The organism is Pseudomonas sp. UBA6699, from assembly GCF_002454615.1.
GTDB classification, from domain to species: Bacteria; Pseudomonadota; Gammaproteobacteria; order Pseudomonadales; family Pseudomonadaceae; genus Aquipseudomonas; species Aquipseudomonas juntendi.
In genome coordinates, this window is record NZ_DKJF01000050.1 from 1 (window position 1) to 16,169 (window position 16,169).

Genomic DNA, 16,169 nt, shown 5'->3' on the forward strand with positions numbered 1-16,169 from the left:
AACCATAGAATCTCCCACAGGATCACCACAGGCCTGAGGATTGGGGAGTGCTTATGGGAGCCAGCCACAGGGTTATCACAGGCCTGAATTTTGTGAGGTCCCTGTGCGAGCTGGCTTGCCGGAGATGGGCTGCAAAGCAGCCCGGTTATCTGCGCCACCTGTTTCTTACATCCTGCAACGCTCTATCCCACTGCCCACGCGTCATCCTCTGCCATACTCCGCCGTACACAGTTTGAAATAGTCCCCCGATTGAAACGGTACCCCAGGCCCCTTATATACCCCGCAGTAAGCGACAATTCATCCGTCAGGAGAACGTAACAACCATGATGCGCATTCTGTTGTTTGTAGCCACCAACCTCGCGGTGGTGCTGGTTGCAAGCATTACCCTGAGCCTGTTCGGTTTCAACGGGTTCATGGCCGCCAACGGGGTCGACCTGAACCTCAGCAGCCTACTGGTGTTCTGCGCCGTGTTCGGCTTCGCCGGCTCCCTCGTCTCGCTGTTCATCTCCAAGTGGATGGCGAAGATGACCACCGGCACCCAGATCATCACCCAGCCGCGCACCCGCCACGAGCAGTGGCTGTTGCAAACGGTCGAGGAGCTGTCCCGGGAAGCGGGCATCAAAATGCCTGAAGTGGGCATTTTCCCGGCCTACGAGGCAAACGCCTTCGCCACCGGCTGGAACCGTAACGACGCACTGGTAGCGGTGTCCCAGGGCTTGCTGGAGCGTTTCTCGCCCGACGAAGTGCGTGCGGTACTGGCCCACGAAATCGGCCACGTGGCCAACGGCGACATGGTTACCCTGGCGCTGGTTCAGGGCGTGGTGAACACCTTCGTGATGTTCTTCGCCCGGATCATCGGTAATTTCGTCGACAAGGTCATCTTCAAGAACGAAGAAGGCCAGGGCATCGCCTACTACGTGGCAACCATCGTTGCCGAGTTGGTATTGGGCATCCTGGCCAGCATGATCGTCATGTGGTTCTCGCGCCGCCGCGAATACCGCGCCGACGAAGCCGGTGCACAACTGGCCGGCACTTCGGCGATGATCGGCGCCCTGCAGCGCCTGCGGGTGGAACAAGGCCTGCCGGTGCACATGCCGGACACGCTCAAGGCCTTCGGCATCAACGGCGGCCTCAAGCACGGCCTGGCCGGCTTGCTGATGAGCCACCCGCCGCTGGAAGACCGTATCGAGGCCCTGCGCCGTCGCGGTTGATCCAACAGGCAAGCAAGGGCGACTTCGGTCGCCCTTTTTTGTGCCTGCCTGTGCAGGCTTACCCGCGCTAGCGCCGGCAGACCCGGTAGACCCGCTCCAACACACTGGATGCCCCGGCCTGCAGAAACTTCGGACTTTCCCCGAGCACCTGCGCCTGCTCCAGTTCATCCACCTGCCAGCCCGCAAAGCCCTGCCTCAGCTCCTGATCCGCCACCGAAAACGGCGGCCCGGCCAGCAGCGACTGGTCGTAATCCAACGTCACCACCAAGCCAAGGCACCCGGCTGGCAACAACGCCGACAGGGCCTGCGCGTAGCGCGCACGCATGGGCGGCGGCAGGGCAATCAGCGCCGCGCGGTCGTACAGGCCCGCGCAGTCGCCGACATCTTCTGCCTGCAGGGCAAAGAAGTCCCCGCACCACAGCTCCACGTCGCCACTGCGCCATACTTCAAAGTCGCCACGCTGCCGCACCTCGGCCTCAAGCCCATGCTCGCGGAAGAAACCCTCCACGGCCCGCCGCGAAAGCTCCACGCCCAATACCCGGTGCCCCTGCCCGGCCAACCAGGCCAGATCGAGGCTTTTGCCGCACAGTGGCACCAGCACGCGGCTGCCGGGCACCTGCTGCAATGTTGGCCAGTACCGCTGCAGATAAGGGTTCACCTGCGCCTGGTGGAAGCCGATCTGGTTGTCGGCCCACCGTTGCTGCCAGAACGCTGGTTCCATGAACACTCCCGATTTTTAGATGGTTTGCCAGTAAAAGTTGGTTTGGATTTCGATCTTTAGTTGATCGAAGATGAGTGCATCTTAACCTTCAGGACCCCGCCATGCTGCCCAGCCTGTTCATTTCCCACGGCTCCCCCATGCTTGCCCTGCAACCCGGCGCCAGCGGCCCGGCGCTGGCAGGGCTCGCCAACGCACTGCCGCGGCCGCAAGCCATTGTGGTGGTGTCGGCGCACTGGGAAAGCCGCGAGCTGCTGATCACCGGTGGCGCACACCCAGAAACCTGGCATGACTTCTACGGCTTCCCACCCGCCTTGTATGCGGTGCAGTACCCTGCGCCCGGTGACCCTGCCCTCGCCGGCCGGGTCGGCGAGCTGCTCCAGGGCGCCGGGCTGGCCGCGCGCCTCGACCCGCAGCGGCCGTTCGACCATGGCGCCTGGGTGCCGTTGTCGTTGATGTACCCCGATGCGAGCATCCCGGTGGTGCAGGTTTCGCTGCCCACCCAGATGGGCCCGGCGCTGCAAGTGAAGGTTGGCCAGGCACTGGCGGGGCTACGCCAGGAGGGCGTGCTGCTGGTGGGTTCGGGCAGCATTACCCATAACCTTGGCGAGCTGGACTGGCATGCCGGGCCCGACGTGATCGAGCCGTGGGCGTTGGCGTTTCGAGATTGGGTAGTGGAAAAACTGCGGGCTGATGACCGGGAGGGGTTGCTGGCTTATCGGCAACAGGCGCCGTTTGCAGTGCGCAACCACCCGAGCGATGAGCATTTGTTGCCGCTGTTTTTTGCCCTTGGGGCGGGGGGGCAGTTTGGCGTTGTGCACCAAGGCTTTACCTTGGGGGCGCTGGGGATGGACATCTACCGGTTCGACTGACGATTGCGGGGGGCTGCCGCGCAACCCCACCATGGCACAGGCAAAAAAATCCCCAGCCAAGGCCGGGGATTTTTCATTGCGCCAGGATCAATCCTCGCGGTAGCGGCGCAGCTTCAGCTGCTTGCCGGCCACGCGGGTGTCCTTGAGCTTGGACAGCAGCTTCTCGAGGCCATCTTCCGGCAGCTCGACCAGGCTGAAGCTGTCGCGCACCTGGATACGACCGATCGCGTCACGCGCCAGGCCGCCCTCGTTGAGGATCGCGCCCAGCAGGTTCTTGGCGGCGATGCCGTCACGGGCACCCAGGGCGGTACGGCAACGCACGCGGCCTTCGGCCAGCGGCAGCGGCGCACGACGCTCGCGGTCGCCGCGGTCAGGGCGCTCGCTGCGCTCACCACGTTCGGTACGCTCACCACGCGGGGCGAAGCTCGGCACCAGCGGCTGCTCACGCTCTACCGCCGCCAGGTCCAGCGCCTGGCCGTTGGTGGCCTTGCGCAGCAGGGCCGAGGCCAGGGCACGGGCGCTGCAACCCAGGTCGTTGGTCAGGCGGTCGAACAGGTCACCATGGGTGGCTTCAGCCTCGGCAACCAGTGGCGCCAGGCTGTTGGTCAGCTTCTTGATGCGCGCATCGAGCACCGCCTGGGCGTTCGGCAGGCGCGCTTCGGCAACCTTCTGCCCGGTTACACGCTCGATCACCTGCAGCATGCGGCGCTCACGTGGCGTGACCAGCAGCAGCGCACGGCCTTCGCGACCGGCACGGCCGGTACGGCCGATACGGTGCACGTAGGACTCCGGGTCGTACGGCATGTCAACGTTGAATACGTGAGTGATGCGCGGTACGTCCAGGCCACGGGCCGCCACGTCGGTGGCGACAACGATGTCCAGGCGGCCATCCTTGAGCGAGTCGATCACGCGCTCACGCTGGTTCTGGGCGATGTCGCCGTTCAGCGCAGCAGCCTTGTAGCCCTTGGCTTCCAGCGCGGCAGCCAGGTCCAGGGTGGCTTGCTTGGTGCGCACGAAGGCGATCAGCGCGTCGAACTCTTCCACTTCCAGCAGACGCAGTACAGCCGGGATCTTCTGGTCGGCGTGGACCATCAGGTGGGCCTGATCGATCGCGGTAACGGTCTGGGTCTTGCTCTGGATCTTGACGTGCTTGGGTTCGCGCAGGTGGCGCTCGGCGATCGAACGGATCGACGACGGCAGGGTGGCGGAGAACAGCACGGTCTGGCGGGTAGCAGGGATGGCGTCGAAGATCACTTCGAGGTCGTCCATGAAGCCCAGCTTGAGCATCTCGTCGGCTTCGTCCAGTACCAGGTACTGCACGGTCGACAGGACTTTTTCGTCGCGACGCAGGTGGTCGCACAGACGGCCCGGGGTGGCGACGACGATTTGCGCGCCGTTGCGGATGGCGCGCAGCTGTGGGCCCATTGGGGCACCACCGTACACAGCAACCACGTTCACGCCTGGCATCTGCTTGGCGTAGGTTTCGAAAGCGGTAGCAACTTGCAGCGCCAACTCACGGGTTGGCGCCAGGATCAGGGCTTGCGGTTCGCGCTTGCTCACATCGATCTTGTTGAGGATCGGCAGGGCGAAGGCAGCGGTCTTGCCGGTGCCAGTCTGCGCCTGGCCGATCATGTCATGACCGGCGAGGATGATCGGGATAGATTGCTGCTGAATGGCGGACGGCTCTTCATAGCCGGTAGCCACTACGGCAGCAACGATATTCGGGTTGAGATCGAGAGCGGCGAAGCCGCCGGTTTCCTGGGTCATGGGTCTGCCTCTAGGTGCATCCGCAAAGACCCATGCTCCAAAGCTGCACATGCCTTGAAAGACCGTCAGGTCACCCAGGCAGCTTTGGCGGCGGGGATTTGCGAAAACGATTGAAAAAGAAAACTTGGGAAGGTCCGCCTAGCGGACGTGCAGCCGAAGCTGGACTCGGAGGATTTGCACCACCTGATTTTGAGGTCCGCTAAAAGACCGGCGCGTACTATACCTGAAATGTACGGTTAGGTGAGGAATATTTTCAGGGGCTGAAACGATAATCCCTGACGCTGCCACGTTCCCCGTAGGAGCGGCCTTGTGTCGCGAAAGGGGCGCAGAGCGGCCCCGGCAATATCCGCAGCGAAGCTGAAAATGTGGGGCCGCTGCGCGCCCCTTTCGCGACACAAGGCCGCTCCTACAGGGATCGCCACGGCTACGGCGGCACCTGCCATTCAGGTAGCCGGCCGAATCTCGCGGATCAAACCCTCGAGGCTGTAGCCCAATCGTGGCGCCAGCGCCTGCGCCCGGGCCCGCAAGCTTTCCATGTCCAGGGTCTGCTCCAGATCCGCCGGCACCAGCAGAATCACATTGCCCTCCTTCACCGGCAGTTCCCAGTAATGGCGGTGGTACAAGCCGCGCAGCAACGCTGCCCCCAGCGGCTTGCCATCATCGGTGGCCCACTGGTTGATCACCAGCCAGCCGCCCGGGTTGAGTTGCTGCTGGCAGCTCGCCAGGAAGTTCCACGCCAGGTGCCCTACCCCCGGCCCATGGTCGGTGTACAGGTCAACGAACAACAGGTCGGCCTTTTCTGCGCTGGGCAGCAGCTCCAGCGCATCGCCAATGCGCACGTACAGCCGCGGGTCGTCGTCCAGGCCCAGGTACTGCATGGCCAGGCGCGGGACGTCCGGGCGCAGCTCGATGGCTTCGATATCGTCCAGCGGCAGGAACTTCATGCAGGCCTGGGTCAGCGTGCCCGCGCCAAGGCCCAGGAAGAGCGCGCTTTCCGGCTGTTCATGGCACAACGCACCGACCAGCATGGCGCGGGTGTAGTCGTACTCCAACCAGCTGGGGTCGGCAGTGAACACGCAGCTTTGCTCGATGGCATCGCCGAATTCCAGAAAGCGGTAGTCGTCCACTTCGTACACGCTGATGACGCCAAAGGCATCTTCCACCCGCGCCAGTAGCCGCTCTTGCCGTTCCGTCGCCATGCCTGCACCCGCCCGCACAAAAACGCGCATTGTCCGCCAACACCCCCGATGCAACAAGCGCAGCGCCAACTGTTACCATGGCCGCCAGCCGACAACCGACCAGAACGAGCCTGACATGAACCAACCGTGGAGCCCCGACAGCTGGCGCGCCCTGCCGATCCAGCAGCAACCGACCTACCCCGATGCCGCGCACCTGCTGAAGGTCGAACAGACCCTGGCCAGCTACCCGCCGCTGGTGTTCGCCGGGGAAGCGCGCGAACTGCGCCGGCAGTTTGCCGAAGTGACCGAAGGCCGCGCGTTCCTGCTGCAAGGCGGCGACTGCGCCGAGAGCTTCGCCGAGTTTTCAGCGGCAAAAATCCGCGACACCTTCAAGGTGCTGCTGCAAATGGCCATCGTCATGACGTTTGCCGCGGGCTGCCCGGTGGTCAAGGTCGGGCGCATGGCCGGGCAGTTCGCCAAGCCACGCTCGGCGGGCGATGAAACCATCGGCACCGTCACCCTGCCCGCTTACCGGGGCGACATCGTCAACGGCATCGGCTTCGACGCCAAGAGCCGCATCCCGGACCCGGAGCGCCTGCTGCAGGCCTATCACCAGGCCACCGCCAGCCTCAACCTGCTGCGGGCCTTCGCCCAGGGCGGTTTTGCCGACCTGCACCAGGTGCACAAGTGGAACCTGGACTTCATCGCCAACTCGGCGCTGGCAGACAAGTACCACCAGTTGGCCAACCGCATCGACGAAACCCTGGCGTTCATGCGTGCCTGTGGCCTGGACAGCGCGCCGCAGCTGCGTGAAACCAGCTTCTTCACCGCCCACGAAGCGCTGCTGCTGAACTATGAAGAGGCCTTCGTGCGCCAGGACAGCCTGACCGGCGACTACTACGACTGCTCGGCGCACATGCTGTGGATCGGCGACCGCACTCGCCAGCTGGACGGCGCCCATGTCGAGTTCCTGCGTGGGGTGCACAACCCGATCGGGGTCAAGGTCGGCCCCAGCATGAACCCCGAGGAACTGCTCCGCCTGATCGACACCCTCAACCCGGCCAACGACCCAGGGCGCCTGAACCTGATCGTACGCATGGGCGCGGGCAAGGTCGGCGACCACCTGCCAGGGCTGATCCGCTGCGTAGAGCGCGAGGGGCGCAAGGTGCTGTGGAGCTCCGACCCCATGCACGGCAATACCATCAAGGCCAGCACTGGCTACAAGACCCGTGATTTCGCGCAGATCCTCGACGAGGTGAAGCAGTTCTTCCAGGTGCACCAGGCCGAAGGCAGTCATGCCGGCGGCATTCATATCGAGATGACCGGGCAGAATGTGACCGAGTGCATCGGTGGCGCACGGCCGATCACCGAAGATGCCCTGTCAGACCGCTACCACACCCACTGCGACCCACGGATGAATGCCGACCAGTCGCTGGAGCTGGCGTTCCTGATTGCCGAAACACTGAAGCAAGTGCGGCGCTGACCCTCGGCGCCATACCCCCTCGGCCTGGTGCCGCGAAGCGCCGCCTGCGCGGCGCTCGCCCCCACCGGCGCGGTCAAACGCTCAAAGCTCGAACCCGAGCATCACCGCACACACCACCAGGAACACGCAGAACATCGCCCGTAGCACCTTCTCTGGCAGCGCATGGGCCAGCTTCACCCCCCAGCTGATACTGAGCAGGCCGCCCACCGCCAACGGCAACCCTACCCCCCAGTCAACACTGTGATGCACGCCATAGGTCACCAGAGTCACCAGGGTGCTCGGCGCCGCCAATGCCAGCGACAGCCCTTGGGCCACCACCTGGGTAGTGCCGAACACACTGGTCAGGATCGGTGTGGCTACCACGGCGCCACCCACCCCGAACAGCCCGCCCATGGTACCGGCAAAGCTGCCCAGCACCCCCAGCCAAGGCCAGGCATAACGCAGTTCGGCACTGGCTGGCGCCACTTTCATGAACATCCGCGCCACGTTCCACACCGCCAGCGCCACCAAAAAGCCGACAAAGCCCAGGCGCATGGAATGCGCATCCAGCCCCACGGCCCAGATCGAACCCAGCCAGGCGAACACGAAACTGCACAACGACAGCGGCACGGCGTGGCGCAACTCAATGCGGTTGCGCTGGTGATAACGCCACAACGCCAGCAACACATTCGGCACCACCATGACCAGTGCAGTACCCTGTGCCAGTTGCTGATCCAGGCCGAACAGCACGCCCAGCGCCGGGATCGCGATCAGCCCACCGCCTATGCCGAACAGGCCCCCCATGGTGCCTAGGGCAGCGCCCAGCACGATATACAGCAACCACTCGATCATCAGGGCCTCGTTCGCCAGCAAAGTTGATAGCGGCATGCTAACCAGTGTGCGCTGGCGGGGAAACGCACAGCAGCGCACAATGGCTATGCGTATTGTGCAAAAGCAAGGCAACCATGAGCCCCGATACCCTCACCGAGCAGCTAAGCCTGTTCCTGGACGTGCTGCAAAGCGGCAGTTTTTCTGCAGCCGCTCGCCGCTACCCGCTGACCCCGTCTGCGGTGGCGCGGCGCATTGACGCCCTGGAAAGCGCCGTTGGCAGCCGCCTCTTCACCCGCAGCACCCATGCCGTGCGCGCGACCCCGGCGGGCCACGCCTTTGCCGAGCGTGCCAGGCGCATCATCGAGGAACTGCGCCTGGCCCGTGCCGAGGCAGTGTCGCTGAGCAATGCACCGGAAGGGCTGATCCGCATCGACGCACCCGCTGCGTTCGGCCGCCGCCACCTGGCCCCGGCCATTGCCGACTTCCTGCTGGCCTACCCGGGCCTGGACGTGCAGCTGCGCCTGATCGACAGCTTTGTCGACCTGCATGGCAGCCACCTGGGCGAAGTGGACCTGGTGTTGCGTGCCGGCCCGTTGGCCGATACCCGCCTGGTCGCCACGCCACTGGCCTACATGGTGCGCATTGCCTGCGCCAGCCCCACCTATCTGGCCAGCCGCGGCATGCCCAGCTGCCCCAGCGAACTGCCCGGCCATGACGGCCTGGATTGGGACGGCCTGGCACCCCCGTACGCGTGGCGTTTCGAGGTCGCCGGGCAAACCCGCCTTTACCGCCCGGCCCGCATGCGCATGGCCGCCAATAACGCCGAAACCCTGTTGTTCGGTGCGCTGGCGGGCCTGGGCATCGCCCATTTGCCCACCTGGCTGATCAGCGAGTACCTGCTGCGCGGCGAACTGGTGCCACTGTTTTGTGACGCAGGCCTGCCCCAGGCTGAAAGCAGCGGCATTTACGCGCTACGCCTGGAACATGAAACGAACTCTCGCAGCCGTTTGCTGCTCGAATTTCTCAAGAGCCGCTTCAGTCCGATTCCACCCTGGGACCTGGCCCTGCGCAGCGGACTGCGCGAGTGATGCGTGCAGTGACGCTCAACGTGCCAGGATTTCCCATTGATTACCTTCAAGGACGTGCATGAACGCCGACACCCAAGCTTCCTGTGACGAGCTGCTGCTGGACAACCAGGTCTGTTTCGCCCTGCATTCCACCTCGTTGCTGATGACCAAGGTCTATAAACCGCTGCTGCAGGCCCTGGGCCTGACCTACCCGCAATACCTGGCCATGCTCGTGCTGTGGGAGCATGACGGCCTGACCGTGGGTGAAATCAGCCAGCACCTGCTGACCGACCCGGGCTCGCTGACCCCGCTGCTCAAGCGCCTGGAAAGCGAAGGCTTGCTACAGCGTAACCGCAGCCGCGAGGACGAACGGGTGGTGCTGGTGCAACTCACCGACAAAGGCCGCGCCCTGCAGCAGCGTGCCAAGGAAGTGCCGCAGTGCATCCTCAAGGCCAGCGGTCGCAGCCTTGAGCAGTTGCAGCAGTTGCAGGCCGAGTTGCTGGACCTGCGCGAGAACCTGCAGAAAAACCTTTAGCGGCTATGCTGGGCAATGGCCATTCGGCTGAGCGGTGAATATTTATATTGCGCGCTAACTAATTGCGCGCTAATTTAAATCCCACACCAACCCGCGTCCTCCCGCCAACGGGAGCGCACAGCGCATTAGCGAGGCTCAAGATGCAAAAGGTCACTCCGCTGTACATCGCAGAAGCTACCTCTACCGGTGGGCGCGACGGTAAATCCCGTTCCAGCGACGGCAAGCTGGACGTCAAGCTGAGCACCCCGAAAGAGCTGGGTGGGGCTGGCGGTGACGGCACCAACCCTGAGCAGATGTTTGCCGCCGGCTACTCGGCGTGCTTCATCGGCGCCTTGAAGTTCGTGGCTGGGCAAGAGAAAAAAGCCTTGCCGGCCGATGCTTCGATCACCGCCAAGGTGGGGATTGGCCAGATTCCGGGCGGTTTCGGCCTGGACATCGATCTGCACATCAACCTGCCCGGCCTGGCCCAGGCCGACGCCGAAGCGCTGGTCGAAAAGGCGCACAAGGTGTGCCCGTACTCCAATGCCACCCGTGGCAATGTGGATGTGCGTTTGCACGTAGCAGTCTAAACCTGCCCTGCAAGTGCAGTGATGCACACTTGGCGCACACAAAAAAACCCGGCCGAAGCCGGGTTTTTGCCTTACGCAAGAAGCATTACTTCTTGGAACGGCCCTTGAAGCTGTTGTCGCGGGTGTCGATGTCGATCCACTCGTCGATCTGGATGAAGTCGGCAACCTGGATCTCGGTACCGTTCTTCAGCTTGGCAGGCTTCATGACCTTGCCCGAGGTGTCGCCGCGCGCAGCGTTCTCGGTGTAGACAACCTGACGGCTGATGGTGGTCGGCAGTTCAACCGATACCAGGCGGCCTTCGAAGAACACGGCTTCGCAGACGTCTTCCATGCCTTCTTCGATGTAAGGCAGAACAGCTTCGATGTCTTCTTCGTTCAGCTCGTACATGGTGTAGTCGCTGGTGTCCATGAAGGTGTACGAATCACCGCTGATGAACGACAGGGTCGCTTCTTTGCGGTCCAGGATCACGTCGTCCAGCTTGTCGTCTGCACCGTATACGGTTTCGGTCTTGTAGCCGGTCAGCAGGTTCTTCAGCTTGGTCTTCATGATCGCGCTGTTACGGCCCGACTTGGTGAACTCAGCTTTTTGCACCAGCCACGGGTCGTTGTCGATGCGCAGCACGGTACCGGGTTTCAGTTCTTTACCAGTTTTCATTACGAAGTATCCGAATCTGGATGGATTTATAAAAATCGAGGCCGCATATCATAGCGAATTTCCATAAAAGTGTACTAGCGCCGTGGCAAGGTCCGGCTGAGCGGCCTGTTGCGCCGCCCAGCACCGGGCGTGCTGCTGCAGTTCCGGCCAATGTCGGCGGGCTGCCTGCCAGGCCTGGCCCATGTCCTGGTCCATGTTCCAGGCCCGCCACAGGCCCAGCAACGCGGCGCCGGCATCGGTTGACAAGCCGCGTCGATAAAGCGCCAGAAACGCTTCCAGCTTTTCCCAGTGTGCATTCTCGTCCTGCACGTAGATGTGCCACAGCATGGGCTGCCCGGCCCACTGCGCCCGCACGAACGAATCCTCGCCCCGCACCGCATTGAAGTCGCAGCACCACAGCAGCCGGTCGAAATCATCCTGGCTGACGAACGGCAACACCTGCACGGTCAGCGCACCACGCGTGCGCACCTGCCCGGCCTGCAGCGGCGCTTCGCCAAGCCAGTGGCTGAGGCCGGCGACCACACGGCCTTGCGGCACCAGCAGGTGGCAGGCCTGGTCACCGGTAGCCAAGGCCTCGAGCCAGTTGCCCAGTTGCGGGTTTTCATAGGCGAACAGGCTGATCAGCAGCGCCCCGGGCGCTGGGCTTACAGCCAACCCCTGCAGGAACGCCTGCCGGGCAGCAGCCGACTGTTGCAACGCGTCGCGCCGGGCCAGCAGCTCAGCCTCGCGCAGCAGGCCACCGGTGTTTTCGGTGAAGCCGGGGAAGAAGAACACTTCACGCAAGCCATTTGCCTGCGGCGACGGCAGACCATGGCAACCCGCTACCCAATCCTCGGCACTGAGGTATTCAAGGTTCAACCACAGGGGTGGCCGGGGGCAGGCCCGCATGGCCTCGACATAAGCCGCTGGCAACTGGCAGGCGAAGGCACCGATCACCACATCGGCAGGCGCTACCGGCAACCAGGCCGCCGGCCACTGGCGTACGTCCACGCCCTGCTGCCACTGCTGCGCCGCGTTGGCGTCGGCGCCGGGGCACATGGGCGTGAAGGCGTTGAGATCATCCACCCATAGGCGCACCGCCAGGCCATGCTCGGCCACCAACTGCCGAGCCAGGCGCCAGGTCACGCCAATATCGCCGTAGTTGTCGACCACGCTGCAGAAGATGTCCCAGGTGGCTTTCATGCGCCGTTCCCTTTAACTTGCGTAAAAACGCGGATTCTGCCCGACAGCATGCGACAATGCACCCCGCCCACTTTGCCAAGGAGGCCGCCATGCCCCGCCGCCGTGAACTGACCATCACCCTGAAGCCGTTGCAGTTGATACTGTGCGTGGCTTTGGGCCTATGGCTTGGCGCAATGGCAATTGCCCTTAGCCTGCTGCTGGCCCATCAACTGTGGCCGCTCCCGCCCGAGCAACAAACCGCGGCCCCGGCCGTGGCACCGGCACCGGTGCAACCGGCCGACGCGCAAGCTGAAATGTTCGAGCGCTACAAGCACATGCTGCAGCAACAGGAACAACAACAGGCCGCTGAGGCTGCGCAGGGTAACCCGCGCAACCTGAACAGCCCCAAGTGCCAGTTCTGGCTGCAACAGAATCGCACTGCACCTACCGACAAAAGCCAGGCCAACGTGCTGGAGTTCTGTTATTGACCACGCGCAAGCACCACCTGCTGGCACAGATCGTCGCCACCCTGGAACATGACCTGGACGTGCTGACCCGTGCGGCCCAAACCGCCTATGAAGCCGCCACGGCGGAAGAGAACATCGCCGAGAACAAGTACGACACCTTGGGCCTGGAGGCCTCGTACCTGGCCACCGGGCAAGCCCGACGCAGTGCGCAAATCCGCCAGGCGCTGCTGATTTACCAGCAACTGCTGCTGCGCGACTACGACCCGGCGCGCGGGGTGCAGGTGAGCAACCTGGTGACCCTGGAGGATGAGGCCGGCGAACAACGTCGGGTGTTTCTGGGGCCTGAGGCTGCCGGCCTGAAGATTGCCGCAGCAGACGGGCTGGTGACAGTGATCACCCCGCGCTCGCCGCTGGGGCAAGTGTTGCTGGGTAAGCGGGTGGATGATGAAGTGAGCCTGGGGGCGCAGGTACTGTTCGTCGTTGATGTTGCCTGAACAGGCCGCGCACGCCTACAAACGGTGCAAGGCGTCGAAACGCCCCGCCAGGCCCTGCTCGGCGAACTGCTCGACGATGAAATCGACGAATGCACGGGTCTTGCCCGGCAACAGCTTGTGCTCGGCGAAGTACAGGCTGATATGCCCATCGTCCACATACCAGTCCGGCAACACCCGCTGCAACCGACCGGCCTGCAGGTAGGGCACCGCGAACGGCAAACTCACCAGCGCAATCCCCAGCCCCTGCTCGGCCACCGCGCAGGCAGCGTCCGAATCGCTCATGGTCATGGCCTGGCGCAACAGCAATGGCTGCTGTACCTGCCAGCGGCTGGTCAACGGCCACGAGCGCACCCGCCCGGTCTGCGGCGAGCGGATCAGAATGCCGTCATGGCGCTGCAACACGGGCGGCTCAGCAATCTGCGCATGCCGCTGCAGGTACGCCGGCGCGGCCACCAGCACCCGGTGCGCCGGGGTCAACTTGCGCGCCACCACCCCCGGCGGCAGTTCAAAACCACCACCAATGGCCGCGTCGAAGCCCTGGCCGATCAGGTCGACCTGGCGGTTATCGAAATGCCAGTCCGGGGTAATGGCGGGGTAGCGGCGCAGAAATTCGCCCAGCAAGGGCAGCACGTACAAACGCCCGAACACCGTGCCCATGCTGACCCGCAGCAGCCCGGCCGGTTGCCCTTCGGCACTGGCCAGGTTGGCCACCGCATACTGGATGGTGCGAAAGCTGTCGCTCACCTCGCCAAGAAAACGCTGCCCTGCTTCGGTCAAGGTCAGCTTGCGGGTACTACGCTGGAACAACCGCACCCCCAGGCGTACCTCCAACTGCGCAACGTGCTTGCCCACGGCAGCGGGCGTAATGCGCAAGCGCCTGGCCGCTTCGGCAAAGCTGCCCACCTCGGCACTGCGGATGAAGCATTCCAACGCGTTGAACGATTCCATGGCCATGATTGGCAACCAAAGGTTTACTCTGCTTATAGTGATTGCCATCTTATCAGCAGGTAATCGAGCGCCGATACTGCGCCTATCCAAGGCATTCCAGCCTGGCTTACAGCAGGAGATCAGCATGTCCAAGCAACTTACACTCGAAGGCAAAGTGGCCCTGGTACAGGGCGGTTCCCGGGGTATTGGCGCGGCTATCGTGCGGCGCCTGGCCCGCGAGGGTGCGCAAGTGGCCTTCACCTATGTCAGCTCTGCCGGGCCGGCAGAAGACCTGGCACGGGAAATCGGCGACAACGGCGGCAAGGCCCTGGCCCTGCGCGCCGACAGCGCCGATGCCGCTGCCGTGCAACTGGCCGTGGATGACACCGTGAAGGCCTTCGGCCGGCTGGATATCCTGGTCAACAATGCCGGGGTACTGACGGTCGCGCCGCTGACCGAATTCGACCTCGCCGATTTCGACCGCACCTTGGCGGTGAACGTACGCAGTGTCTTTGTCGCCAGCCAGGCAGCGGCGCGGTACATGGGCCAGGGCGGGCGCATCATCAACATTGGCAGCACCAATGCCGAGCGCATGCCATTTGCCGGCGGCGCGCCTTATGCCATGAGCAAGTCGGCGCTGGTCGGCCTGACCCGCGGCATGGCGCGCGACCTGGGGCCGCAGGGCATTACCGTGAATAACGTGCAACCAGGGCCGGTGGACACCGACATGAACCCGGCCAGCGGCGAATTCGCCGAAAGCCTGATCCCACTGATGGCAATTGGACGATATGGCGAAGCGGACGAGATTGCCAGCTTCGTGGCCTACCTGGCCGGGCCTGAAGCGGGGTATATCACGGGGGCCAGCTTGACGGTGGACGGTGGCTTTGCCGCCTGATTGCGCCGTTGGTGTGGTGGCACCCTGTAGATCGAGCGCCACCCGCCCCCGCCCCGGCAAATGCATTGGCGCCGTGCCCTGTGCTTGCCGATAATCCCCCCTCTTGCTCCTGCCCGCTACGAGAAACACATGCCCGCCCCTACTCTCAGCCGCACCCTGATCCTGCTGATGGCCACCGCCACCGGCCTGGCCGTGGCCAGCAACTACTATGCCCAGCCGCTGTTGCACAGCATTGCCCAGCAATTCGGCCTGAGCACCGCCAGCGCCGGCAGCATCGTGATTGCCGCACAGCTCAGCTATGGCGCCGGCCTGTTGCTGCTGGCACCGCTAGGCGACCTGTTCGAGCAGCGTCGGCTGATCACCGTGATGACCGTCATCGCCACCCTCGGCCTGGTCATCAGCGCCTGTGCCCCTGGCCTGCCATGGCTGGTCCTCGGGACGGCGTTGACCGGCCTGTTCTCGGTAGTGGCACAAATTCTGGTGCCAATGGCTGCCTCGCTGAGCGAGCCGCAGCAGCGCGGCCGTGCGGTCGGCACACTGATGAGCGGGCTGCTGCTGGGCATTCTGCTGGCGCGCACCGCGGCCGGCTTCATGGCCGAACTGGGCGGCTGGCGCAGCATCTATGTGCTGGCCGCCGTGCTGATGGCGATCACCGCCGTGGCGCTGTACCGCAGCCTGCCGCAACACCACAGCCACGCCGGGCTGAAGTACCCGGCGCTGATCGGCTCGGTGTTCCGCCTGTTCCTGGAAGAGCCGGTACTGCGCCTGCGCTCGCTGCTGGGCCTGCTGGCATTCAGCCTGTTCGCCCTGTTCTGGACACCGTTGGCATTCCTGCTGGCAAACCCTCCTTACCATTATTCAGATGCGGTGATCGGCCTGTTCGGCCTGGCGGGTGCAGCCGGTGCACTGTCGGCCAACTGGGCCGGGCGCCTGGCCGACCGGGGCAAGGGCCAGCTGGGCACCACCGTGGGCCTGGTGGTACTGCTGCTGTCGTGGGTGCCGCTGGGGTTTGCCCAACAGTCACTGCTGGCCTTGCTGCTGGGCGTGCTGATGCTCGACCTGGCGGTGCAACTGGTCCACGTGAGCAACCAGAACGCCGTGATCGGCCTGCGGCCCGAAGCGCGTACCCGGCTCAACGCCGGGTATATCACCTGCTACTTCATTGGCGGGGCGCTGGGCTCTTTGTTAGGCACGCAGCTGTACCAGCGCCAAGGCTGGCTGGGCATCGTCGCGGCAGGGTTGGTCATCGGCGCCCTGGCATTGCTGGCATGGCTGCTTGCCGCGCGTAAAACCGAAGCTCGCACCTCCGCCGGGGCGGCCTAGGCGCCTGTTACAGGCAGCGATACCTGGTCGACAATCG

The 16,169-nt window shown here is 64.0% G+C and carries 16 protein-coding genes and 1 pseudogene; 10 read left to right on the forward strand and 7 right to left on the reverse strand.

Annotated features, from left to right (window positions below):
• Positions 1–323: 323 nt before the first annotated feature.
• On the forward strand, positions 324–1,211 hold the full coding sequence (gene htpX / locus B3361_RS09555) for a protease HtpX (protein ID WP_047150248.1): 888 nt from the start codon (positions 324–326) through the stop codon (positions 1,209–1,211).
• 67 nt (positions 1,212–1,278) lie between these two features.
• Here the strand turns inward: htpX and B3361_RS09560 are convergent, their stop codons facing one another.
• Complete coding sequence (locus tag B3361_RS09560) at positions 1,279–1,932, reverse strand: thiopurine S-methyltransferase (protein ID WP_054905503.1); 654 nt, start codon at positions 1,930–1,932, stop codon at positions 1,279–1,281.
• 101 nt (positions 1,933–2,033) lie between these two features.
• Between B3361_RS09560 and B3361_RS09565 the strand changes: the two genes are divergently transcribed.
• A complete protein-coding gene (locus B3361_RS09565) occupies positions 2,034–2,801 on the forward strand; it encodes a DODA-type extradiol aromatic ring-opening family dioxygenase (RefSeq protein ID WP_054905502.1) in 768 nt (255 codons plus the stop codon).
• A gap of 87 nt (positions 2,802–2,888) precedes the next feature.
• On the opposite strand, the pseudogene B3361_RS09570 reads toward B3361_RS09565, so the two are convergent.
• Both B3361_RS09570 and B3361_RS09575 read right to left on the reverse strand, forming a co-directional pair.
• Positions 2,889–4,602 (reverse strand): annotated as a pseudogene (locus tag B3361_RS09570) (DEAD/DEAH box helicase).
• Between the two features lie 409 nt (positions 4,603–5,011).
• Positions 5,012–5,767, reverse strand: a complete 756-nt coding sequence (locus B3361_RS09575) for a spermidine synthase (protein WP_054905500.1) — start codon at positions 5,765–5,767, stop codon at positions 5,012–5,014.
• 115 nt (positions 5,768–5,882) lie between these two features.
• Between B3361_RS09575 and B3361_RS09580 the strand changes: the two genes are divergently transcribed.
• Entirely contained in the window at positions 5,883–7,229 is a 1,347-nt protein-coding gene (locus B3361_RS09580) for a class II 3-deoxy-7-phosphoheptulonate synthase (protein ID WP_054905499.1), read from the forward strand.
• Between the two features lie 81 nt (positions 7,230–7,310).
• On the opposite strand, the gene B3361_RS09585 is transcribed toward B3361_RS09580, so the two are convergent.
• Positions 7,311–8,060, reverse strand: a complete 750-nt coding sequence (locus B3361_RS09585; protein WP_029885627.1) for a sulfite exporter TauE/SafE family protein — start codon at positions 8,058–8,060, stop codon at positions 7,311–7,313.
• Between the two features lie 113 nt (positions 8,061–8,173).
• On the opposite strand from B3361_RS09585, the gene B3361_RS09590 reads away from it, so the two are divergent.
• The 3 genes from B3361_RS09590 to B3361_RS09600 all read left to right on the forward strand — a co-directional run bounded on the left by B3361_RS09590 (position 8,174) and on the right by B3361_RS09600 (position 10,210).
• A complete protein-coding gene (locus tag B3361_RS09590) occupies positions 8,174–9,127 on the forward strand; it encodes a LysR family transcriptional regulator (RefSeq protein WP_054905498.1) in 954 nt (317 codons plus the stop codon).
• A gap of 58 nt (positions 9,128–9,185) precedes the next feature.
• Positions 9,186–9,641: a MarR family winged helix-turn-helix transcriptional regulator gene (locus B3361_RS09595; RefSeq protein WP_009685225.1), complete on the forward strand. Its 456-nt coding sequence runs from the start codon at positions 9,186–9,188 to the stop codon at positions 9,639–9,641.
• 140 nt (positions 9,642–9,781) lie between these two features.
• Positions 9,782–10,210, forward strand: a complete 429-nt coding sequence (locus tag B3361_RS09600; RefSeq protein ID WP_009685224.1) for an organic hydroperoxide resistance protein — start codon at positions 9,782–9,784, stop codon at positions 10,208–10,210.
• An 85-nt stretch (positions 10,211–10,295) separates the two neighbouring features.
• Here the strand turns inward: B3361_RS09600 and efp are convergent, their stop codons facing one another.
• Complete coding sequence (gene efp / locus B3361_RS09605; RefSeq protein ID WP_054905497.1) at positions 10,296–10,865, reverse strand: elongation factor P; 570 nt, start codon at positions 10,863–10,865, stop codon at positions 10,296–10,298.
• Positions 10,866–10,913: 48 nt separating this feature from the next.
• Positions 10,914–12,047 carry an elongation factor P maturation arginine rhamnosyltransferase EarP gene (gene earP, locus B3361_RS09610; RefSeq protein WP_286920192.1) on the reverse strand — a complete coding sequence of 378 codons (1,134 nt, stop codon included), beginning with the start codon at positions 12,045–12,047 and terminating at the stop codon, positions 10,914–10,916.
• An 89-nt stretch (positions 12,048–12,136) separates the two neighbouring features.
• On the opposite strand from earP, the gene B3361_RS09615 reads away from it, so the two are divergent.
• Both B3361_RS09615 and B3361_RS09620 read left to right on the forward strand, forming a co-directional pair.
• Complete coding sequence (locus tag B3361_RS09615; RefSeq protein WP_054905495.1) at positions 12,137–12,514, forward strand: hypothetical protein; 378 nt, start codon at positions 12,137–12,139, stop codon at positions 12,512–12,514.
• Positions 12,511–12,987 carry a GreA/GreB family elongation factor gene (locus B3361_RS09620; protein WP_054905494.1) on the forward strand — a complete coding sequence of 159 codons (477 nt, stop codon included), beginning with the start codon at positions 12,511–12,513 and terminating at the stop codon, positions 12,985–12,987. Before B3361_RS09615 ends, B3361_RS09620 begins: the two co-directional genes overlap by 4 nt.
• Positions 12,988–13,002: 15 nt before the next feature.
• On the opposite strand, the gene B3361_RS09625 is transcribed toward B3361_RS09620, so the two are convergent.
• A complete protein-coding gene (locus B3361_RS09625) occupies positions 13,003–13,941 on the reverse strand; it encodes a LysR family transcriptional regulator (protein ID WP_054905493.1) in 939 nt (312 codons plus the stop codon).
• 118 nt (positions 13,942–14,059) lie between these two features.
• Between B3361_RS09625 and B3361_RS09630 the strand changes: the two genes are divergently transcribed.
• On the forward strand, positions 14,060–14,809 hold the full coding sequence (locus B3361_RS09630) for a 3-oxoacyl-ACP reductase family protein (RefSeq protein WP_009685217.1): 750 nt from the start codon (positions 14,060–14,062) through the stop codon (positions 14,807–14,809).
• Positions 14,810–14,938: 129 nt separating this feature from the next.
• Positions 14,939–16,132, forward strand: coding sequence for an MFS transporter (locus tag B3361_RS09635; protein ID WP_054905492.1), 1,194 nt, complete (start codon positions 14,939–14,941; stop codon positions 16,130–16,132).
• The last annotated feature ends 37 nt before the right edge of the window (positions 16,133–16,169 follow it).